We start from the raw sequence: 22,047 nt of genomic DNA on the forward strand, positions 1-22,047 counted from the left end.
TACAGCTAAAGGACTATTACGCCCTGTTCTTACAGGGCGTTTTTATTTATGGTAGTTAATTTTAAACTTGATGCTTCCAAACTTAATTGGACCATAGCCTTTAAAGCGGCTGGTTTGGCTATGTTTATTCTTAGCCTAGGTTTGGTATTTAATTTAGACTTCGCTTTAACTGCAACACTTGGCGTGGTTGCAGCTGGGCTTGCAGACAGCCCAGACTTCTATCAACATCGCCTGCAAAGCACCTTGTTGATGATGGCAAGCTTTTCCCTCGCTAGCATCTCAGTTACTTTACTGTTTCCCCTTCCCTGGCTATTTGCCATTGGCTTATTTTGTTCAAGCTATCTGTTTATGCGTATGCCAGTGCTTGGACAAAAGTACGGTGCTATTTCCCTGTGTTCATTAATCATCGCTATATATACGATGCTTGGTTACAACACCTACCAAAACCCTTGGGTACAACCCTTTTGGCTAGTGATAGGCGCTTTGAGTTACGCTCTACTCTCGTTGCTTATTAATGCTCTGTACCCAACCCGCTGGTTGGACAAACAGCTAGACCAAATATTTAAACAAATTAGTCTTTATCAATTAACCAAGACCCGTTTGTTTCAACGTGAAGCAAACATCACAGAAATACAAGTAAAGCTAACTGCCCAAAGCGCCGACATTGCAGAGCAATTGGGTGTTATTCGCCATGGATTATATGTTTATCAGCAGCGTAACAAACAGCATGTTGGTTCCAGCCAAATGGACCGATTTTTTAAAGCACAACTGCTGCATGAACGCTTAAGCTCCTCACACTTAGACTATCAACGCTTACAGCGAGTATTGCCAAGAACCTTATTAGCCGACACTAGAACAGTGTTAGTTAAAATCGCACGAGTTATTGGAGCAAAGCACCTCGATGCAAGCGCAGAGAAAGAATTAGTATCCGCTGTCGATGATTTAGAAACGGCACGGGCAAACCTAAAAGACGTTCCTCCCCGCTTTGCTTATATGCTTAAAAATTTGCATAAGGTGATCGCCTTGTGCTTTAACGAACAGCATTTCCCCGAGCCAGAACAAAGCTTCTCACCATTTACTCGAATATCGGTAAAACAATACCTGTCTCAGGCTGCCGATATAAGCCTAAGTATCAATCGCCATGCCTTGCGAATGGCCACGCTAATGCTACTTGCCTATGGATTAATCCAATTGTCTGGCGATGAACACGCCTATTGGCTAATGCTTAGTTGCTTATTGGTGGTAAAACCTAATTATCACGATACTAAAAAACGCGTAGATAAAAGAGTATACGGCACCATAGTTGGAGTTGGATTCGCAGCGGCCTTGAGCTACTTACGTCTACCCGACATAGCACTAACGTCATTAATCCCAGGTTTAGTGCTGTTATTCTTTTTATTCTTTCACCTTAATTACGCCATTTCGGTCGCCATGATTACGGTGTTTGTTGCCATCTCTCTCGATCTTCAAGGCTACCCCGCTAACGAAGCATTAATAGTACGTACCTTAGTAACAGTAATTGGCGCCTTAATGGCGATGGCGGCACTTCGTTACTTGTGGCCCGATTGGCAACACAAACAAAGCAGAAAAATAATTAGTCAATTGTTTGCCAACACTGCCAATTATCAAACTGCTATTTTTAACCAGTATTTTAATGGCGATGTTGAAGAAACCACTGATTTTCGATTAAGTCGCTACCACGCTTATCAAAGCGAAGCAGAGCTAGTTAGACATTGGCAATACATGCTAGCAGAACCCAGCCACAAGCAGCGTTTATCGCCAGACTTATATCAGCTAGTTGGCTTAAGTCATCACTTGTTATCGCATTTATCTGCATTATCAACACACCGTACTCAACTACAATCCAATCAAGCGGCCGAGCGTTTGGCCTGTTTGGGCGAATTGATTCAAAGCGAATTACAATTGATGCACGATTACTTATTACTTAAAGGGCCAAACCGCCCCATTGTACAAGCAAACAACGATGCATTTACCCGAGCAATTAACCAACTTCTTCCCCAGTTAGTCGGCAACGAACTGTTGATTGCTTACCAACTGCAGTTAATCGGCAAAGACCTAAAGAAAATTCGTCAACTACTGGTAAATGGTAAGTGGTAAACTAGCCACAAGTTAAAGAAAGGCACAAAGTACACAATGATTGAATTTAACGGTCAGCAATTTGAAACCGATAAAAATGGTTATTTAATCGACCTAAACAGTTGGTCGGAAGACCTAGCCGCACATATAGCCCAGCTAGAAGAAATAGAAATGAGCGAAGCCCATTGGGAAGTCGTGAGGTTTGTCCGAAACTTCTACTTAGAATTTAATACTTCCCCAGCCATGCGAGCCTTAGTTAAAGCGATGGCAAAAAAGTTCGGCCCAGAAAAAGGTAATAGCCGATACTTGTATAAGCTATTTCCGCAAGGCCCAGCAAAACAAGCCACTAAAGTTGCCGGGTTGCCTAAACCAGTAAAATGCATTTAGCTCTTGATTGACATATAAAAACGCAGTTTGAATGATGAATGTAATTTTGGAGTGTGAGTTAACTTGTCCTAAATGCGGACATAAAGAGCTAGAGACAATGCCAACTGATGCATGCCAATACTTCTACGACTGCAAAGGCTGCGGAGAACTCTTGCGTCCATCAGAGGGCGATTGCTGCGTTTTTTGCTCTTTCGGAACCATTCCGTGCCCACCAATCCAAGAGAATAAGAAGTGCTGTGGTTAGATTATTAAAGATAAAGGGGCAGATATACTCTTAATGCCGATCGTTTTAGCTACTTGAACGATCTTGGTGAAGCTTCATAATCGGCCACAATATAAATTGTGGCCGATTTTTATGTCTGAATTTTCCAAAGAACTTCACGTTACGGCAGAGTTCTGCCAAGAGCGCTCCATTGATGTATTTAGTAAGCATATTCCTATGGAATGGGTTGAAGAGGCAGTACAACAGACTGGGCGTGCCTCTCTCAGAAAACGCCGTTTTCCCGCTGAGCAGGCCGTTTGGCTGGTCCTTGGTATTGGGCTACAGCGTAATCGGTCAATTCAAAATGTTTGTGACAAACTTGAGCTAGCCTTCCCCGATGCTGCGGGGGAGTTATCCCCTATGGCCACGAGCAGCATCATTAAAGCCAAAGAACGATTAGGCTCAGCCCCGTTGCGTTACTTATTTAAAACCACCGCCGAACAATGGGAAAAGCAGTCAGAGTTTGATGAAGCTTGCGGTTTAAAACTACTCAGTGTCGATGGTACATACTTCAAAACTCATAACACAGAAGAAAACCAACACTTTGGTTTTGCGCAAAAAACAGCCTCTTTTCCTAGCGTTTTAGCGGTAACGCTCATGTCTACTCGTAGTCATATACTGTCTGATGCGGCCTTTGGCCCAGTAAGCCACAGTGAAATATTCTATGCTCAGCAGCTAGTTGGCTCAGCGCCAGATAACTCTCTCACCTTATTTGACCGTGGCTTTACATCGGCAGAGCTATTCACCAGTTGGGCGGGGTGTGGTCATAACAGACACTGGTTAACGCCCATTAAAGCGAAGTCTCGTTATCACGTTGTTGAGCGCTACGCAGAGCATGATGTTCTTATTGATATGCCGGTCTCCCCACAAGCTCAACAACAGGCTCCATATCTTGGCAACACTTGGCAGGCCCGGTTAATCCTCATCCCCACTCCAAAAGGTGAAATCAAAGGATTTATCACCTCGTGTCTTTGCCCTGAGCGTTACCCATTTGAAGACTTAGTGAAGGTGTACTGGCAACGATGGGAGATAGAGCGAGGGTACGGAGAGCTCAAACAGTATCAGCTTCAGAATAAACCGATACTGAGAAGCAAAAAGGCAGAAGGTGTGTACCAAGAACTATGGGGCATATTGACTAGCTACAACATAGTCAGGTTGGAAATGGCAGCCATGGCAAAGCAGCATAATGTTGAGCCTCTAAGGATAAGCTTCATTAACGCATTGTTTTTAATTATGGATGAGCTTATTTGGTCTAGTAATAGCCGCACTCCGGGAGCAATTCCCAAGCACCTAAAGACATTAAGAGACAATGGAAAACGGCTCATTTTACCCAAAAAGCGTAAAAGGCCTAATTATCCAAGAGCGGTACTCAAGAAACCTGCGAAATACCCTAATAGAAATGCCACTCGCTCTTAAGCGAGTGGCATTAAGATATACTCTGCCCCTTTTTAACTGACCCACGCTTGTAAACGCCTTAACCTAAAGGCGCTTTTTTCTTTTCAGCTTTACTTAAACCGTGATAGTTTCTAAACCGCCCATATAAGGCTGCAATACTTCTGGAACCTTGATGCTGCCATCGGCGTTTTGATAGTTCTCTAATATAGCCACCAAAGTACGGCCTACTGCCAAACCAGAGCCATTTAATGAGTGCAGTAACTCAGGCTTCTTAGCGCCAGTAGCGCGAAAACGAGCTTGCATGCGACGAGCCTGGAAATCTTCGCAGTTAGATACTGAAGAGATTTCACGGTAAGCGTTCTGAGCCGGTACCCACACTTCCAAATCGTAGGTTTTTGTTGCACCAAAGCCCATATCACCTGTACACAGTGTTACAACGCGGTAAGGAAGCTTAAGTTTTTGAAGGATATTTTCAGCGTGTTGGCGCATTTCTTCTAGCGCTTCGTAAGATTTCTCTGGGTGAACCAGTTGCACCATTTCAACTTTGTCGAACTGGTGTTGGCGGATTAAACCACGGGTATCACGGCCGTAAGAGCCTGCTTCACTACGAAAACACGGTGTATGGGCAGTCATTCGAATCGGCAATTCAGCTTCTTCCACAATACTGTCACGTAACATGTTAGTGAGCGGTACTTCTGCAGTTGGGATTAAGCTCATGCCAATGCCTTCTTCGGTCGCTGGCTGTGTATGGAACAAATCCTTACCAAATTTAGGCATTTGACCGGTGCCATATAAAGAGTCTGAGTTAACCAAGTAAGGAACGTACATTTCTTGGTAACCATGCTCCTCGGTATGCGTATCTAACATAAACTGAGCGATTGCACGGTGTAACTTAGCAATCTTGCCTTTCATTACAATGAAGCGTGAACCACTAATTTTAACTGCATTAGCAAAATCTAGCCCTTGTAAATCGCTACCGACATCAACGTGATCTTTAACCTCAAAATCAAAGCTTGGCAATTCGCCCCAAGTATGTAATTCAACGTTTTCGTCTTCGTCTTTACCGATAGGCGCACTAGGATGAGGAAGGTTAGGTAAAGTTAAAGCGTAATCTTTAATTTCTTCTAACAGGTCATTTAGTTCGGCTTTAGCAGCGTCAAGCTTTTCGCCAAGCTGCCCTACTTCTGCCAAAAGTGGCGCTATATCTTCACCACGACCTTTAGCTTGGCCGATAGATTTGGAACGGGTATTACGCTCATTTTGTAGTTCTTGGGTACGAACTTGTAGCTCTTTACGACGACTCTCTAGCTCTGTCAATCGTGCTACATCTAGTTCAAATCCACGAGTCTTTAAGCGCTCTGCGGTGGTTTCTATTTCGCCGCGCAACAAATTAGCGTCTAACATTCAATAACCTACTTCCAATTCTTGTCGTTAATTAAAGGCAAAGCTCCATTTTAGCCTACTGTAGTGAAGGCAAAATAAGCTTTGCTAATTATTTGGTTTCCAAAACTCGCTTATTATAAAGCAACTACTTACAGACACAATCGGGCTGTAGGCTGGATTGAGTAATAAACTGAAAATAGTGTTGTTTATTGTTGGCTATTGCGCTTGTTGGTCTAAATTACGCAAGTATTCAAGCTTTTCAGCAATCTGCTTTTCTAAACCACGGGGCTCAGGATAATAGAACTGGTGACCTAATAAAGGATCAGGGAGGTATTGCTGACCAGCAGAGTATGCATTAGGTTCATCGTGAGAATAGCGATACTCTGCGCCATAACCTAATTCTGCCATTAGCTTGGTTGGCGCATTTCTCAAGTGTACCGGTACCTCGGCATCGCCAAACTCTTTTGCTGCAAGCCTAGCTGCTTTAAAAGCGGTATACACCGCGTTACTTTTGGGCGCACAGGCCAAATATACCACAGCCTGAGCTATCGCCCGCTCCCCTTCAGCGGCGCCAACTCGGGTAAAGCAGTCCCAAGCGCTTACCGCAATTTGCATCGCGCGGGGGTCGGCATTACCCACGTCTTCAGAGGCAATAGCTAAACATCGTCGCGCAACCGATAGAGGATCACCACTAGCTTCTAAAATTCGACAGTACCAAAACAAAGCAGCATCCGGCGATGAACCACGGATAGATTTATGTAGGGCTGATAACAAATCGTAAAACTTATCGCCGCCTTTATCTATATGACTATAGCGCTCTCCGGCAACTTGCTTGAGAAGATCAAAACTTAGCTGTTTCTGCTGACCTTCACCCTCAGCCAATTCACTCATCATCTCTAACAAGTTTAAAGCGCGGCGTGCATCCCCACTCACTAATGTGGAAAGCGCTTCTAATACACCTTCTTCAAAATTTAGTGTTTGTTGCTTTAACAACTCATCTTCGTTGATTGCCCTATTCAACAGTTGTTGAATAGCCTCGCTGTCTAAAGCGCGTAATACATAAGTTTTTGCCCGTGATAACAAGGCGTTATTAAGTTCGAAAGACGGATTTTCGGTAGTTGCGCCAATAAAGATAACAGTGCCGTTCTCAACATACGGTAAAAACGCATCTTGTTGGCTTTTGTTAAAGCGGTGAACCTCATCAACAAACAAAATGGTGCGCCGACTAACCTGTTTGTTTTGCAGAGCCCGCTCGATAGCGGCGCGCACTTCTTTTATCCCCCCGGTTACGGCTGAGATCTTTTCTACTTCCGCATCGGCATACAAGGCGGCTAATTCTGCAATGGTGGTTTTTCCTGTACCAGGAGGCCCCCAAAGAATCATCGAGTGCAACTGTCCGGATGAAATGGCTTTATGCAGAGGTTTGTCAGCGGCCAGAATATGCTGCTGGCCGACATAATGCTCTAGTTTGCTGGGCCGCATTCTCGCAGCAAGAGGCCTAAAGTCGGCCTCAAAATTCAGCTGTAAGCTCATTAGCGTTGATCATCAATCATAGTGTTTTTTGGGATCTCAAACTTAAACAGTTTTTCACTAAAGCTTGGATTGGCTTTAAAACCTTGAAGATCAAATTGGCTACGCTGCCCGGTACTTTCAATAATATCGAAGCGAGAAATACTATTATCAGCATTTAGCTTTACCCAAAAAGCAGCTTGTAGTGGGTCATCTTTAGACTTAACTAAAAACCCTTGTTGCTGTTTTTCTACCTGATAATTTTGCCAACTTTCGCTGCGGTCGTCTGCCAACAAGATGAATGGTGATTGATTGATGGCTTCACTCGCATCCATAATCGTTACTTGCTCAACAAACGGACTGTAATACCAAATGGTTGAGCCATCAGACACAATCATATCTTGCTCGGGCATCACTTGTTGCCAGTTTAACTTGGCGGGGCGAGCTAAACTTAGTTTGCCTTCGGCTTCATGAATGCTTACGCCGTCAGCATCTATCACGGTTTGTTTAAACTGCGCTTGAAACCCTTTTAAATCGGCAAGATGCGTTCTTAGCTCGTTAGCTGCGTCATTGGCAAATGCTTGAGCAGATAACAAAGCCGCAAAACATATACTTAATAATTTTTTCATCTTTTCTCTTAATCAATTCTCACTGGAGGCGGCGCGATAACTTCCCGGTTACCGTTATGACCTGGTGCACTAACAATGCCCTGAGCTTCCATTTGCTCAACGATTCGAGCGGCGCGGTTATAACCAATTTTAAACTTACGCTGTACGCCAGAAACCGAACCACGGCGCGTTTCTGTAACGTGCATAACAGCTTGATCAAACAAAGCATCTAACTCTTCATCAGACTCAGCTACTTCACCTGGCAGCATAGCATCGGGGCCTGCTTCACCATTTAATATCTCATCAATGTAATCTGGTTCGCCACGTTCTTTCCAAGCCGAAACCACAGCATGTACTTCGTGATCGTCCACAAATGCACCGTGAACACGGGTTGGCACACCAGTGCCTGCCGGCAAATAAAGCATATCACCCATACCTAGCAAGGTTTCGGCGCCTTGCTGGTCTAAAATGGTACGCGAATCAATACGGCTAGAAACTTGGAAGGCCATACGAGTTGGAATATTCGCTTTAATTAGACCGGTGATAACATCTACCGATGGTCGCTGAGTAGCTAACACCAAATGAATACCTGCTGCACGAGCTTTTTGTGCAATACGTGCAATTAACTCTTCAACTTTTTTACCCACAATCATCATCATGTCAGCAAACTCGTCAATGATAACCACGATATGAGGCAGTTTTTCTAAGGTTGGTGCAGTTTCAGCCATACTGTCTTCGGGCTTCCACAATGGATCAACAATTGGGTTGCCGGACTTAATAGCATCTACCACTTTTTGGTTGAAGCCTTTAAGGTTTCGCACCCCCATTGCAGACATTAACTTGTAGCGCCTTTCCATTTCGCCGACACACCAACGTAAGGCATTCGCCGCTTCTTTCATGTCGGTAACAACTTCAGACAACAAATGAGGAATACCCTCGTAAACTGAAAGCTCCAACATTTTGGGGTCGATCATAATCATCCGAACATCTTCTGGTGTTGATTTATACAGAAGACTCACAATCATTACGTTTACGCCCACCGACTTACCAGAACCAGTAGTACCAGCAACTAGCAAGTGAGGCATTTTTGCCAAATCAGCGACCACCGGTTGACCGGCAATATCTTTGCCTAACACCATAGCTAAAGGCGACTTTGACTGATGGAAGGTACTGCTATCAATAACTTCGCTAAGATAAACAATCTCACGATAACGGTTAGGCAATTCTAATCCAATCACCGACTTACCAGGTATCACTTCCACTACCCGCACACTAATAGCAGACAGCGCGCGTGCTAAATCTTTAGACAAGTTAGTAATTTTGCTAACTTTGACCCCTGGGGCTAAATCGAGCTCAAAACGGGTAATCACTGGGCCAGGATGAACGGCAACTACCGATGCTTGAATATTAAAATCGAGCAGTTTGGCTTCAACTAAACGAGAAACTTGCTCTAATTCTTCTGGTGAAATTGGGTTAGCTTTTTTGTCGGGTCTATCTAATAAATTCATATCAGGTAAACGGCTTAAGCTTGGTTGAGCAGATTTTACCGGCGCAGCCGGTTTAGCTACTGGCGGTTTAGCCACTGCGACAGTTTCACCGTCAAAAGGAATATCGGGCATTGGGTCAGGAGCGGTATCATCGATAATCACACTTGGTGGATCAATCGCTTCATCTTTGTAAGCAAATTCAATATCTTCTTTAGCCTGTGACAACTCTGCCTCAAAGTCACTGTCCATGGAGAAACTAGGCTCAACAGCAACAGAGGTTTCTGGCTCTGAGTTAACAGTTTGCTCAAGCGTTGGCTCTTGATGTGTATTTTGCTCTTCAACAAAATCCTGCTGAAGTTCAACATCGCCTACAGATAAATCACTTTGAACTGGTTCTTGTAATGAAGACTCAGTAGCAAAATCTCTCATAAGAACATCTTGCTCTAACTCGCGCTGTTTTTTATTACGTAAACGTTCAGGAAAACTCACTATTGCGCGGTAAGCTGAGTTAAGACCCCCACCAAGTTGCTCTACAAACTGAACCCAAGACTGACCGGTAAACAAGGTAATACCACCGGCAAAAACGGCTAATAAAATAATGCTAGTGCCAAGCAAGCCAAACACTGGAATCATTAGCTGAGTGAAGATATCTCCCACTAAGCCTCCTGAAGAAAAGAAATGAAAATCATCAATATGAATGCTCGCTAGCGTGGTTAAGCTAACGAAGGTGAATACAAAGCCAATTAGCCTGAGACCTAAAGTGAAGAAGTTTACTTGGGCTACCGGACAAGGGCGCCAAAACAGGGCCCAAGCCAATAAACCACAAATAAACGGCATGCTATAAGCCATAAAACCAAAACTAAACAACAGTAAGTCGGCAAACCAAGCACCAGAACTTCCCGCAGCATTAGCAATACTTTGCTGACCAGCAGTTTGCGACCAACTAGGATCGCTCGGATTAAAACTTAATAAGGCTACCATTAGGTAAACACCTAAAGCGCCCATTGCGATGGCACACACTTCCGCAATTCGAGCAAAGCCAGACAATTTGCTGTCTGTAGTATCTGTCACAAGCGTTCCCTTGAACTAAAAATATCCAATAATTATTCTGTTTGTCTAAAAACAAAACAAGCGGCTATAGCCGCTTGTTTAACTTTATCAAAAATGAATTGGAGGGGGAAACGACTCCGTTAGTTTTTGATAACTAGTCGATTACTCTGCTTCACTTCTTCCATCACTACGTAAGTACGGGTGTCGTTAACCCCAGGTAGGCGCAACAAGGTTTCACCTAACAACTTACGGTAAGCAGACATATCTGCTACGCGGGTCTTTAATAGATAATCAAAATCACCTGACACTAAGTGACATTCTTGAATTTCTTCAAGCTGTTGCACAGCATGATTAAATTGTTCGAATACGTCAGGAGCACCGCGATTCAATGTGATTTCAACAAAAACCAGTAGCGAAGCGTCTAAGTATTGAGGGTTTAGAATAGCAGTGTAACCAGTAATGTAACCTTGGCGCTCTAAACGTCTAACCCTTTCTAGACAAGGTGTAGGGCTAAGGCCTACACGTTTTGAAAGTTCCACATTCGATATGCGGCCATCTTTTTGCAACTCATTAAGTATGTTGCGATCAATACGATCCAGTTCCTTCATTGGTCGACCTTTTGCTTCCATTAATGGTGATACGATTGTTGTCCCTAAGCACACCTAGTTGTGCTGACTTTTTATGCATTAATACTTGAGCTAATTGCATAAATTATGTGAATATCCTTTCACACATAAATAAGTCATTCCAAGCGAGATGCAGAGCTAAAACCCAAGCCAATAGACTTTTTTAAACTTTTGTCTTATCCCTGAGCATTATTTATTCCACAAAATGCACGGACTATCAAGTAAAAAGCCGAATTAAAGGCTAGATAAATACGCATATCCATATAAAGTTTTATTATTTGGTAGGAATAACGAAGCCTATTATGCTGTGTCCAACAAACTTCTACTTTGTATAAAGCGCACTTTTTTCGCTTTATTACGCTTGATTTCGGATTTTGTACCCTCATATATCAAGCAAGAACTTTAAGGAATTGTAGCAATCATGAGCAATGCAAAACACCACAAACTAATTATCCTAGGCTCTGGCCCAGCAGGTTACACTGCAGCTGTATATGCGGCACGCGCCAACTTAAACCCTGTGCTTATTACTGGCATTCAGCAAGGCGGTCAGCTAACCACAACCACTGAAGTTGAAAACTGGCCAGGTGATGCAGAAGGTTTAACAGGCCCTGCCCTAATGGAGCGAATGCAAGCTCATGCAGAGAAATTTGAAACCGAGATTGTATTTGACCATATCAACGAAGTTGACTTCAAAGAGAAGCCATACAAGCTTAAAGGCGATAGTGGTGAATACACTTGTGATGCATTGATTATTGCAACTGGCGCATCAGCCAAATACTTAGGCCTACCTTCAGAAGAAGCGTTTAAAGGTAAAGGGGTTTCTGCTTGTGCTACGTGTGATGGTTTCTTCTATCGTAACCAAAAGGTAGCAGTAGTTGGCGGTGGTAACACGGCTGTTGAAGAAGCCTTGTACTTATCAAACATTGCATCTGAAGTCCACTTAATTCACCGTCGTGAAGAATTCCGCAGTGAAAAAATCCTCACTAAGCGTTTAATGGATAAAGTAGCCAACGGCAACATTGTATTGCATTTAAACCAAACACTGGACGAAGTGTTAGGCGATGAAATGGGTGTAACCGGTGTACGTACTAAGAACGTACAAGATAGCACAAGCCAAGATATCGACGTTATGGGTGCCTTTATTGCTATTGGTCACCAACCAAATACCGGCATCTTTGAAGGCCAGTTAGCGATGAAAGATGGTTATCTAACTATCCAGTCTGGCACCGAAGGCAATGCAACTCAAACTAGCATTCCAGGCATTTACGCTGCAGGCGATGTGGCCGACCACATCTACCGTCAAGCCATTACTTCCGCTGGAGCCGGTTGTATGGCGGCCTTAGATGCTGAGCGATACTTAGACAGCCTAAATGACTAAGTAATAGATGAGCCGGTTGTAAAACCGGCTTTTTTATATCAACAATCGTTTTAATATTGATATACTTAACAGATACATGTAAAAGCTATAAGTGCCTGTGCAACCAGTATTCCTAGAGCTAAATCGCCCTTTCCCTTCTCCTCATAATGCCTTAGACGATCCTAATGGTTTGTTAGCCATTGGCGCAGATCTTAGTCCACGAAGGTTAATCGCAGCCTATGACAATGGCATTTTCCCTTGGTTTAGTGATGACCAACCCGTTTTATGGTGGAGTCCAAATCCTCGAATCGGCCTAGACCTATCCGCCCATACCGTAAACAAAAGCATGCAAAAATTCATGCGTAAAACCTCGTTAAAAGTTAGCGTGAATCGTGACTTTTCACAGGTTATCAAACGTTGTGCGGCCTTACGCACAGATGAAACATGGATAAACTCAGACATGATCAAGGCCTATATTGCCTTACATCAACTGGGGCGAGCTCATTCTGTAGAGGTTTGGAAAAATGATGAATTAGTAGGTGGATTATACGGCGTTCTCGTTGGAAAAATATTCTGTGGTGAGTCAATGTTTCATACCGAAACTAACGCATCAAAGCTGGCTTTTCACAGTTTTTGTCGACACTTTAAACAACATGGCGGCGTATACATCGATGGGCAAGTTGAGAACCCCCACCTGATAAGTTTAGGTATGGAAGCTATCGGAAGAGAAAACTTTTTAGATTTACTTTGTAAGCTCAAAGATGACCAGGTAAATGTAAACTGCTGGCACCAACAGGAAATCTTTTAATGCAACTGCCAGTAGGTTTGAGCCAAGTAAACAATTGCCCTTACTTAGATGAACAACTAGAGCAGTTGTGTTTTTTACTGTGTGATGATGAACAAAAATCAGCCTACTACTCACAATTGTTGGAACTCGGTTTTCGACGCAGCGGCAGTGAGATATACCGTCCAGCTTGCAGCGCCTGTAATCAATGCCAATCATTAAGAGTTAAGGTGGCAGACTTTAGCCCTAGCAAATCTCAAAAGCGAATTCTAAACAAAGCCAAACAGCTTACACTTCGTTGGCAGCACCAACTCGATCAAGATGACTATCAACTTTATGCCCGCTATATCGAAGCAAGGCATAAAGAAGGCAGCATGTACCCACCAAATGAAAAAGCCTTCTTCGAATTTTTACAATGCGATTGGTCTAGCACTCAATACCTAAAATTATTTCAAGATGAACAATTAGTCGCGGTGTGTGTTACTGATGTTTTCTCAAAGGCATTAAGTGCTGTTTACACATTCTTCGATCCAGACTTAGACAAACTCTCGTTAGGGAATCTAGCGGTTTTAATGCAAATTCACCAAGCTAAACAGCAAGGCAAAGACTGGTTATATTTAGGTTACCAGGTGGATGAGTGCAGAAAAATGAACTACAAACGGAACTATTTGCCACATCAACGATTTATTAACAGTAAATGGCAATAGATTTAGAGGATAAACTTTACACAAGGCAGTAAATCTGGCATCCTCCCTGCGTTTTTATAAGTGCGTGTCAAACAGAGGACTCAATGGCGAAAGAAGACAATATTGAAATGCAAGGCACAGTGTTAGACACCTTGCCTAACACAATGTTCCGTGTAGAACTAGAAAACGGACATGTTGTTACTGCCCACATTTCTGGAAAAATGCGTAAAAACTACATCCGCATTTTGACCGGAGATAAAGTTACGGTTCAATTAACACCGTACGACTTGTCAAAAGGGCGCATTGTTTTCCGCGCGCGCTAATCCGCAATTGTTGTATACAACAATTAAAAAGCCAGCTATTAGCTGGCTTTTTTGATTGTAGTTACCGTACTAATTACACTTCAGCAACTTCATCTTCATATTGAAAATCTAGCTTGCCATCTTTGATACCAACATCTACGTGTCCGCCGTCATTCAAGCGCCCAAACAATATCTCGTTTGCTAATGGTTTACGAAGTTGTTCTCGAATAACTCGAGACATTGGTCTTGCGCCCATAGCTTTGTCGTAACCTTGTTCAGACAACCATAAGCGTGCTTCTGCATTTACTTCCATTGATACGCCGTTAGCATCGAGCTGCGCTTGTAGCTCAACGATAAATTTATCCACTACTTGTTCGATAATGGTTTCATCTAAGTGATTAAACCAAATGATGTTATCTAAGCGGTTTCTAAATTCGGGAGCGAAGATTCGATTAATTTCATCCATGGCATCAAAACTCATGTCCTGCTCTTTAAAACCAATAGCAGAGCGTTGAGTTTCTTTAACCCCGGCGTTACTCGTCATTACCAAGATCACGTTACGGAAGTCAGCATGGCGACCATTATTATCGGTTAGCGTACCGTGATCCATTACTTGTAATAACAAGTTAAATACATCTTCGTGCGCTTTTTCAATTTCGTCCAGCAACACCACGCAATGCGGGTGCTTTAACACGGCATCAGTAAGTAAGCCACCTTGGTCGTAACCCACGTAGCCAGGAGGCGCACCAATCAAGCGAGAAACCGCATGGCGCTCCATGTACTCAGACATATCAAAACGAATTAACTCTACGCCTAAGGCCTTGGCAAGTTGCTGAGTGACCTCAGTTTTACCAACACCGGTAGGGCCGGCAAACAAGAATGAACCTACTGGTTTTTGCTCTGCCCCTAAACCCGAACGGTTTAAGCGAATGGCATCAACTAACACGTCGATGGCAGGGTCTTGACCAAACACCACCATCTTCAAGGTTTCGTTTAAGCTACGCAGTGTTTCTCTATCAGAAGAAGATACCTTTGCTTCAGGAATACGAGCAATCTTGGCAACAATGGCTTCAATATCCCCTGTCCCAATGGTTTTCTTGCGGCGGCTAACTGGCAACATCCGCATGCTTGCACCGGCTTCATCAATCACGTCAATCGCCTTATCGGGCAAGTGACGTTCGTTAATGTACTTAGCGGCAAGCTCAGCAGCACTGCGCATTGCTTGTTTGGTGTAACGTACATCGTGGTGAGCTTCGTAACGGCTTTTTAGGCCCAACAAAATCTTAGTGGTATCTTCGATTGTTGGCTCTACTACATCAACTTTTTGGAAGCGACGTGCAAGTGCACGGTCTTTCTCAAAAATTTGATTGTATTCTTGGTAAGTGGTCGAACCTACACAACGTAATAAACCATTGCTTAACAAAGGCTTAATTAAGTTTGCTGCATCTAATTGACCACCCGATGCAGCACCCGCACCAATGATGGTATGAATTTCATCGATAAACAAAATGGCGTTTTCGGCATTTTCTAGCTGCTTCAATAGTGCTTTAAAACGTTTTTCAAAATCGCCACGGTATTTCGTCCCAGCCAGCAACGATCCAATATCTAAGGAATAGATAGTGGCGTCTTTAATGACATCTGGCACATCTTCGTGAACAATCCGATAGGCAAGCCCTTCGGCAATAGCTGTTTTACCTACGCCGGCTTCCCCCACCAATAGCGGGTTATTTTTACGGCGACGACACAATACTTGAATGGTGCGAGATAACTCTTTATCACGACCAATAAGCGGGTCAATTTTGCCCTTAAGAACTAAGTGATTAAGGTTGCTGGCAAAGCTTTCTAGCTGCTTAGTTTCTTCAGACTGAGCTTCGGTGTCGGAAGGGCTTTGTTCAGCGCTAGGATCTTCATCTTTACGAATACCATGGGAAATAAAGTTAACCACATCTAAACGGCTAATATCAGCCTTTTTGAGAAAATAAACAGCTTGGCTTTCTTGTTCACTAAATATAGCAACCAATACGTTGGCACCACTTACTTCACTGTTACCAGAGGATTGAACATGAAAAACGGCACGCTGAAGAACCCGCTGGAAGCCAAGAGTGGGTTGCGTCTCACGCTCTCCATCTTCCTCAGGAATGGTTGGGGTAGTTTGCTCAATAAAACTGCTTAACTCTTGGTTAAGTTGGTTTAGGTTAGCCCCACAAGCGACTAGGGCTTCCTTGGCGGCAGAATTATCTAATAAACCCAACAACAAGTGCTCTACCGTCATGAATTCGTGTTGTTGCTGTCTTGCTTCTTTAAACGCTTGGTTTAACGTTTGTTCCAACTCTTTATTTAGCATGCATAGGCCCCCTAAAGACAATCAATACTACTTAGCTATGCTTTCTCCATAGTGCACATCAAGGGATGGTCATTTTGTTTAGCATAACTATTTACTTGTGCAGCTTTGGTTTCAGCTACTTCGGCCGTGAAAACCCCACAAACTCCTTTACCTTTATAGTGAATGGTAAGCATTATTTGGGTTGCTTTGTCCAAATCCATATTAAAATACAACTGCAACACCTCAATAACGAACTCCATAGGAGTATAGTCATCATTATTTAAAACCACCTTATACATTGGTGGGGGTGCCGTCTCACTTTTTGCTTGTTTGGTTATTTCTTCAACATCTAACCAATCAGATAATTTGCTCATAAAAACTATAGTAGTAAAAACGCGTCTCTGTTCTCAACATAACCGCTTTGAGTTAACAAGGCTAGTAGAAAAGTAATCTTAAAACTTGACTGTAGTAAATATTTTACTAAATTGTTAAACAACTGACTTAAAGTTGAGTCAAAAGTGACCAACTCGGTCAGTTTGGTAGATAAATTTAATAGGGATATGTCGTATGCCAAGCGGAACAGTTAAGTGGTTTAACAACGCAAAAGGATTTGGTTTTATTTGCCCGGATACAGGTGGAGAAGATATCTTCGCTCACTATTCGACGATTCAAATGGAAGGGTATCGCACCCTAAAAGCTGGCCAGCCAGTTCAATTTGAAACTCAGCAGGGCCCCAAAGGTAGCCACGCAGTAAGCATTGTTTTCGACGACAGTCAAAACTAGCGCTCGCTGCAGCAGCTAATAAAAAACCAGCCGCAAAGGCTGGTTTTTTGTTAGCATTTATTCTAAATGCTAACAAAACCGATGACTAAGCATCGGTTTTGTTGAACTAGCAAAGCTTAACGCAAGCTATCAATTATATCGTTAAACAAGGCACTTGGGCGCATTGCTGCGGCCGCTTTAACGCTATCTGGCTGGTAGTAGCCGTTTAGATCTACTGCAGGCCCTTGAGCAGCGTTTAGCTGCTCAACAATTTCAGCTTCTTGGCTAACTAGCTTTTGAGCTACTTCAGCAAATATAGCTTTCAATTCTTGATCATCATTTTGCTCTGCCAAGCACTGAGCCCAGTACAAACATAGGTAGAAATGGCTACCGCGGTTATCCAACTCTTTCACCTTGCGTGAAGGCGACTTGTTTTCATCCAAGAAAGTACCAGTGGCTTTATCAAGCGTACTAGCAAGTACCGCAGCTTTAGCATTGTTTGAGACTTGACCTAAGTGCTCTAAAGAAGCAGATAAAGCTAAGAACTCCCCCAGAGAATCCCAACGTAGGTGGTTTTCTTTTTCAAACTGCTGTACGTGCTTAGGCGCAGAGCCGCCAGCACCGGTTTCGAACAAACCACCACCATTCATAAGTGGTACAATCGACAACATTTTAGCTGAAGTACCTAGCTCAAGAATTGGGAATAAATCTGTTAAGTAGTCACGTAATACGTTACCCGTTACGGAAATGGTGTCTAAGCCCTGCTTGACTCGCTCTAGCGAGTACTGAGTCGCTTCGCTTGGGGCAAGTACTTTGATTTCTAAACCGCTAGTATCGTGTTCAGCCAAGTACTGCTCTACTTTGCTAATGAGTTGTGCATCGTGAGCACGATTTGCGTCTAACCAGAATACTGCTGGAGTATTGGTTAAGCGAGCGCGGTTAACCGCTAGTTTCACCCAATCACGGATTGGTGCGTCTTTTACTTGGCACATTCTGAAAATGTCGCCTTGCTTAACCGCTTGGCTTAGTACAACTTGGCCATTTTGGTCAACAACTTCAACTGTACCCGCAGCTGGGGCAGTGAAGGTTTTATCGTGTGAACCGTACTCTTCAGCTTTTTGCGCCATTAATCCAACGTTAGCCACAGAGCCCATAGTAGTTGGGTTGAATGCGCCATTTTCTTTACAGAAATCGATAGTTTGCTGGTATACGCTGGCGTAACTACGATCTGGGATAACCGCTTTGGTGTCTTGTTGCTTGCCTTCTGCATTCCACATTTGGCCAGATGCGCGGATCATTGCAGGCATAGACGCATCAATAATTACATCGCTTGGTACGTGTAAGTTAGTGATACCTTTGTCTGAGTCAACCATTGCTAGACCTGGGCGCTGCGCATACACAGCATCAATAGCGGCTTTAATTTCTTCTTGCTTAGCTGCGTCTAACTGTTGAATTTTTGCATAAACATCACCTAAGCCATTGCTTACATCAACACCTAGCTCTTCAAACAGCTCGCCATATTTAGCAAACACATCTTTAAAGAATACTTTAACAACGTGACCAAAGATGATTGGGTCTGATACCTTCATCATAGTTGCTTTCATGTGTAGCGAGAACAAAATGCCTTTGGCTTTAGCATCTTCGATTTCAGCTTCAATAAAAGAAGAAAGCTCCGCAACGTTTAGTGCTGCAGCATCAATTACTTCGCCAGCTAATACTGGAAAAGCTTCTTTTAAAGTGATGGTTTCACCAGCTTCAGTTTTTAACTGAATAGCTACAGAGCCAGCTTCTTGGATAGTGGTAGAAACTTCGCTGCCATAAAAATCACCTTGGCTCATGCTAGCAACGTGGCTTAATGAATCTTTCGACCATGCTCCCATTGAATGCGGATTGTTGCGTGCGTATTGCTTAACAGAGCCTGGTGCACGACGGTCTGAGTTACCTTCACGCAATACTGGGTTAACTGCGCTACCTTTTACTTTGTCGTATTTGGCTTTAGCGTCACGCTCTTGATCATTACTTGGCTCTTCTGGGTAATCTGGCAGCGCGTAGCCTTGAGCTTGCAACTCTTTAATGGCCGCTTTTAATTGTGGAACCGAAGCACTGATATTAGGCAGCTTGATAATGTTAGCTTCTGGCTTTTTAGCCAATTCGCCTAGCTCGGCTAAGGCATCAGAGATCTGTTGTTGTTCAGTTAAACATTCAGGAAAGCTAGCAATAATTCGGCCGGCTAAAGAAATATCACGGGTTTCTACATCAACACCAGCAGCATTAGTAAACGCTTGTACAATAGGTAACAGTGAGTAAGTGGCTAAGGCTGGCGCTTCGTCCGTTAAGGTATAAATTATCTTTGACGTCATGTCGGTCCCTAAAAGTTGTGGTTGCTCTCGCAATGGCTGCCATTTTTATACAAATGATCGAGTCTGCGAGGTGGTTAGCAAGCAATAAAAAACTACAAAGTTGGTTTACTTATCTACTCACCGTCCAATAATTCGGCCAAAATAATAAACCATTTACAAACGCTTTAACATTGTTTTACTAGTGGTACATCCATTAGATGTTACAATTGCCGCCATGAATAAGTTCGCAAAACCCCAACAGTCGCGTCGTTTTAAACGAAAGGCTGAGACCAAATCAGTTAAACCGCTCAATGGCCCGCGCCGTTTAGTTCTGTTCAACAAACCCTTTGATGTACTTAGCCAGTTTACCGATGGCCAAGGCAGAGCTACTTTAAAAGACTATATCGACATTCCCGATGTATATGCCGCCGGCCGGTTAGACAGAGATAGTGAAGGCTTATTGCTGTTAACAAACGACGGAAAACTGCAACATAAGCTTGCCAACCCAAAAGCTAAAACCGCAAAAACCTACTGGGCGCAAGTTGAAGGCGCGCCTAAAGATGCTGATTTGGAGCCCTTGCGTAAAGGCATAGTGCTAAAAGACGGCCGCTGTTTACCGGCTAAAGTCGTGCTTATGGACGAACCTGATTTATGGCCTCGCAACCCACCAGTTCGAGAGCGTAAATCCATTCCAACAACTTGGTTAAGCATTAGCATTAAAGAGGGCCGAAATAGGCAGGTTCGCCGCATGACAGCAGCTATTGGCTTCCCCACCCTGCGCTTGGTTCGCTATCAAATTGGTCGCTATACCTTAGATGGAATAGACAACGGCAGTTACCAACAATTAGTGGGCGAAGAGCTCTCCTAGAACTACATGCTGAAATGCTGTTTTCGTCACAGTTTTTCTGGTAGAATTCGCCGCAAATTTTTCCCAACAAGTTAGCATGAACTCAAACAACACTAAAAAAGTGATTGTCGGTATGTCCGGCGGCGTTGACTCTTCCGTTTCAGCCTACTTGCTTATTCAGCAAGGCTATCAGGTTGAAGGTCTTTTTATGAAGAACTGGGAAGAAGACGACAACAGCGAATATTGTGCAGCGGCAGAAGATTTAGCCGACGCTCAAGCTGTGTGTGACAAATTAGGTATAAAGCTACATACCATTAACTTCTCAGCAGAATACTGGGATAACGTATTTGAACACTTCCTCGAAGAGTACAAAGCGGGTCGCACGCCTAATCCAGACATTATGTGTAACAAGGAAATTAAGTTTAAGGCATTTTTGGAATTTGCCGCAGAAGAATTGTCAGCCGACTACATCGCCACTGGCCACTATGTGCAGCGCCGTTTTCAAGACGGTCACTGGCAAATGCTACGCGGCCTAGACAGCAATAAAGATCAAAGCTACTTCTTGTATACACTAGAAGAAAAGCATATTGCGCAAACACTCTTCCCAGTAGGTGAAATAGAAAAGCCAGAAGTGCGCCGCATTGCCGAAGAACAAGGCCTTATCACCGCCAACAAAAAAGACTCCACAGGTATCTGCTTTATTGGCGAGCGTAAGTTTACTGACTTCCTAGCCCAATACCTACCAGCACAACCGGGTGATATTGAAACCTGTGAAGGCAAAGTAATTGGTAAGCACCAAGGTTTGATGTACCACACCCTAGGCCAACGAAAAGGTTTAGGCATTGGCGGCACCAAAGACGGTGACGAGACTCCTTGGTACACCGTAGATAAAGATATTGAGCGCAACGTGCTGATTGTTGGCCAAGGGCACGATCACCCTCGCCTAAAATCTCGGGCACTTATTGCAGGCCAATTACATTGGGTAGACCGCAAAACCATCACCGAAAAACTGCGTTGTAGCGTTAAAATTCGTTACCGCCAGCAAGACGTTGCCTGCACCATTATCCCGCGTGAAAACGACGAAATTGAAGTGGTATTTGATGAGCCGCAAATAGCGGTTACTCCAGGACAATCAGCGGTATTTTATCTAAACGAAGTATGTTTAGGCGGCGGTATCATTGAACAAAAGATTGGCCTATAGCCTATGAGCAATGCAATCAACGACCGCGTTATCGCTTTTGCAGGGATCTGCCAAGCCGCTAAACTGGTGCAAGACGTAGCCAGAACCAGCAACTGCGACGAAGCAAGTTTAAAAACCAGCTTAAGTAGTATTCTAATAACTAACCCCAACGAAACCGTTGAGGTATTTGGTTCTTTAGAGCAACTTAAATTGGGCTTGGGTGTAATGAGCGGCCAACTGAGCAACCAACAAGAAAAGCGTAACGCCGAGATCACACGTTACCTAGTTAGCTTGTTGGCCCTAGAGCGCCGTTTAAATAAACGCCCAGACTTATTGAACATGATGGGCGAACGTATTGGCCAACTAGATAGACAACTACAGCATTTTGATTTGCTCGACCAACAAGTTTTGGGTGGAATTGCTGACATTTACAGCGACATTATTAGCCCGCTTGGTCCGCGCATTCAAGTAGCCGGAAACGTAAGTTATTTACAGCAACCAGTAGTACAACATAAAGTTCGCGCGCTACTGCTAGCCGGTATTCGCGCCAGTGTATTGTGGCGCCAATTAGGCGGCCAACGACGCCAGCTACTGTTTTCACGTAAAAACTACTTGCAGCAAACAACACAACTTTTACACACCATTGATTAGTTAATTTAGGAG

General features: G+C 43.6%; 20 protein-coding genes. 12 read left to right on the top strand and 8 right to left on the bottom strand.

Annotated elements, in window-relative coordinates; genetic code table 11:
* Positions 1–48 precede the first annotated feature (48 nt).
* From K5L93_RS00955 to K5L93_RS00965, 4 genes are all read left to right on the top strand, one after another.
* A complete protein-coding gene (locus K5L93_RS00955; protein WP_220718073.1) occupies positions 49–2,118 on the top strand; it encodes an FUSC family membrane protein in 2,070 nt (689 codons plus the stop codon).
* A 36-nt stretch (positions 2,119–2,154) separates the two neighbouring features.
* Entirely contained in the window at positions 2,155–2,484 is a 330-nt protein-coding gene (locus K5L93_RS00960; RefSeq protein WP_016401021.1) for a TusE/DsrC/DsvC family sulfur relay protein, read from the top strand.
* Between the two features lie 34 nt (positions 2,485–2,518).
* The gene (locus K5L93_RS20025; RefSeq protein WP_507762606.1) at positions 2,519–2,728 is read left to right on the top strand and encodes a GDCCVxC domain-containing (seleno)protein; all 210 of its coding nucleotides are present in this window, start codon (positions 2,519–2,521) and stop codon (positions 2,726–2,728) included.
* A gap of 111 nt (positions 2,729–2,839) precedes the next feature.
* Positions 2,840–4,162 carry an IS4 family transposase gene (locus K5L93_RS00965; RefSeq protein ID WP_220718074.1) on the top strand — a complete coding sequence of 441 codons (1,323 nt, stop codon included), beginning with the start codon at positions 2,840–2,842 and terminating at the stop codon, positions 4,160–4,162.
* 93 nt (positions 4,163–4,255) lie between these two features.
* Here the strand turns inward: K5L93_RS00965 and serS are convergent, their stop codons facing one another.
* The 5 genes from serS to lrp all read right to left on the bottom strand — a co-directional run bounded on the left by serS (position 4,256) and on the right by lrp (position 10,807).
* Entirely contained in the window at positions 4,256–5,545 is a 1,290-nt protein-coding gene (gene serS / locus K5L93_RS00970; RefSeq protein ID WP_220718075.1) for a serine--tRNA ligase, read from the bottom strand.
* Between the two features lie 195 nt (positions 5,546–5,740).
* On the bottom strand, positions 5,741–7,057 hold the full coding sequence (locus K5L93_RS00975; protein WP_220718076.1) for a replication-associated recombination protein A: 1,317 nt from the start codon (positions 7,055–7,057) through the stop codon (positions 5,741–5,743).
* A complete protein-coding gene (lolA, locus tag K5L93_RS00980; protein WP_220718077.1) occupies positions 7,057–7,662 on the bottom strand; it encodes an outer membrane lipoprotein periplasmic chaperone LolA in 606 nt (201 codons plus the stop codon). Before lolA ends, K5L93_RS00975 begins: the two co-directional genes overlap by 1 nt.
* Positions 7,663–7,670: 8 nt before the next feature.
* On the bottom strand, positions 7,671–10,199 hold the full coding sequence (locus K5L93_RS20235) for a DNA translocase FtsK (protein ID WP_220718078.1): 2,529 nt from the start codon (positions 10,197–10,199) through the stop codon (positions 7,671–7,673).
* A gap of 119 nt (positions 10,200–10,318) precedes the next feature.
* Positions 10,319–10,807, bottom strand: coding sequence for a leucine-responsive transcriptional regulator Lrp (gene lrp / locus K5L93_RS00990; protein WP_040306996.1), 489 nt, complete (start codon positions 10,805–10,807; stop codon positions 10,319–10,321).
* A gap of 418 nt (positions 10,808–11,225) precedes the next feature.
* Here lrp and trxB point away from each other — a divergent pair, with 418 nt between their 5' ends.
* The 4 genes from trxB (at position 11,226) to infA (ending at position 13,954) form a co-directional block, all read left to right on the top strand.
* Positions 11,226–12,182, top strand: coding sequence for a thioredoxin-disulfide reductase (gene trxB, locus K5L93_RS00995; RefSeq protein WP_220718079.1), 957 nt, complete (start codon positions 11,226–11,228; stop codon positions 12,180–12,182).
* 97 nt (positions 12,183–12,279) lie between these two features.
* Positions 12,280–12,969, top strand: a complete 690-nt coding sequence (gene aat / locus K5L93_RS01000; protein ID WP_220718080.1) for a leucyl/phenylalanyl-tRNA--protein transferase — start codon at positions 12,280–12,282, stop codon at positions 12,967–12,969.
* Complete coding sequence (locus K5L93_RS01005) at positions 12,969–13,652, top strand: arginyltransferase (RefSeq protein ID WP_220718081.1); 684 nt, start codon at positions 12,969–12,971, stop codon at positions 13,650–13,652. Before aat ends, K5L93_RS01005 begins: the two co-directional genes overlap by 1 nt.
* An 83-nt stretch (positions 13,653–13,735) precedes the next feature.
* Positions 13,736–13,954, top strand: a complete 219-nt coding sequence (gene infA / locus K5L93_RS01010) for a translation initiation factor IF-1 (protein WP_016401030.1) — start codon at positions 13,736–13,738, stop codon at positions 13,952–13,954.
* A gap of 73 nt (positions 13,955–14,027) precedes the next feature.
* Here infA and clpA read toward each other — a convergent pair whose 3' ends face one another.
* Positions 14,028–16,277 (bottom strand): ATP-dependent Clp protease ATP-binding subunit ClpA, encoded by a 2,250-nt coding sequence (clpA, locus tag K5L93_RS01015; protein ID WP_220718082.1) that lies wholly within the window; start codon positions 16,275–16,277, stop codon positions 14,028–14,030.
* 35 nt (positions 16,278–16,312) lie between these two features.
* Positions 16,313–16,630, bottom strand: a complete 318-nt coding sequence (gene clpS / locus K5L93_RS01020; protein ID WP_016401032.1) for an ATP-dependent Clp protease adapter ClpS — start codon at positions 16,628–16,630, stop codon at positions 16,313–16,315.
* A 193-nt stretch (positions 16,631–16,823) separates the two neighbouring features.
* Between clpS and cspD the strand changes: the two genes are divergently transcribed.
* Positions 16,824–17,039: a cold shock domain-containing protein CspD gene (gene cspD, locus K5L93_RS01025; RefSeq protein ID WP_016401033.1), complete on the top strand. Its 216-nt coding sequence runs from the start codon at positions 16,824–16,826 to the stop codon at positions 17,037–17,039.
* 116 nt (positions 17,040–17,155) lie between these two features.
* On the opposite strand, the gene K5L93_RS01030 is transcribed toward cspD, so the two are convergent.
* Positions 17,156–19,378, bottom strand: a complete 2,223-nt coding sequence (locus K5L93_RS01030; RefSeq protein ID WP_220718083.1) for an NADP-dependent isocitrate dehydrogenase — start codon at positions 19,376–19,378, stop codon at positions 17,156–17,158.
* 214 nt (positions 19,379–19,592) lie between these two features.
* On the opposite strand from K5L93_RS01030, the gene K5L93_RS01035 reads away from it, so the two are divergent.
* The 3 genes from K5L93_RS01035 (at position 19,593) to hflD (ending at position 22,035) form a co-directional block, all read left to right on the top strand.
* Positions 19,593–20,225 (top strand): pseudouridine synthase, encoded by a 633-nt coding sequence (locus K5L93_RS01035; RefSeq protein ID WP_220718084.1) that lies wholly within the window; start codon positions 19,593–19,595, stop codon positions 20,223–20,225.
* A gap of 76 nt (positions 20,226–20,301) precedes the next feature.
* Positions 20,302–21,405, top strand: a complete 1,104-nt coding sequence (mnmA, locus tag K5L93_RS01040) for a tRNA 2-thiouridine(34) synthase MnmA (RefSeq protein ID WP_220718085.1) — start codon at positions 20,302–20,304, stop codon at positions 21,403–21,405.
* A gap of 3 nt (positions 21,406–21,408) precedes the next feature.
* Complete coding sequence (gene hflD, locus K5L93_RS01045) at positions 21,409–22,035, top strand: high frequency lysogenization protein HflD (protein WP_220718086.1); 627 nt, start codon at positions 21,409–21,411, stop codon at positions 22,033–22,035.
* The last annotated feature ends 12 nt before the right edge of the window (positions 22,036–22,047 follow it).

It is taken from the genome of Agarivorans litoreus, from assembly GCF_019649015.1.
Classification (GTDB): Bacteria; Pseudomonadota; Gammaproteobacteria; order Enterobacterales; family Celerinatantimonadaceae; genus Agarivorans; species Agarivorans litoreus.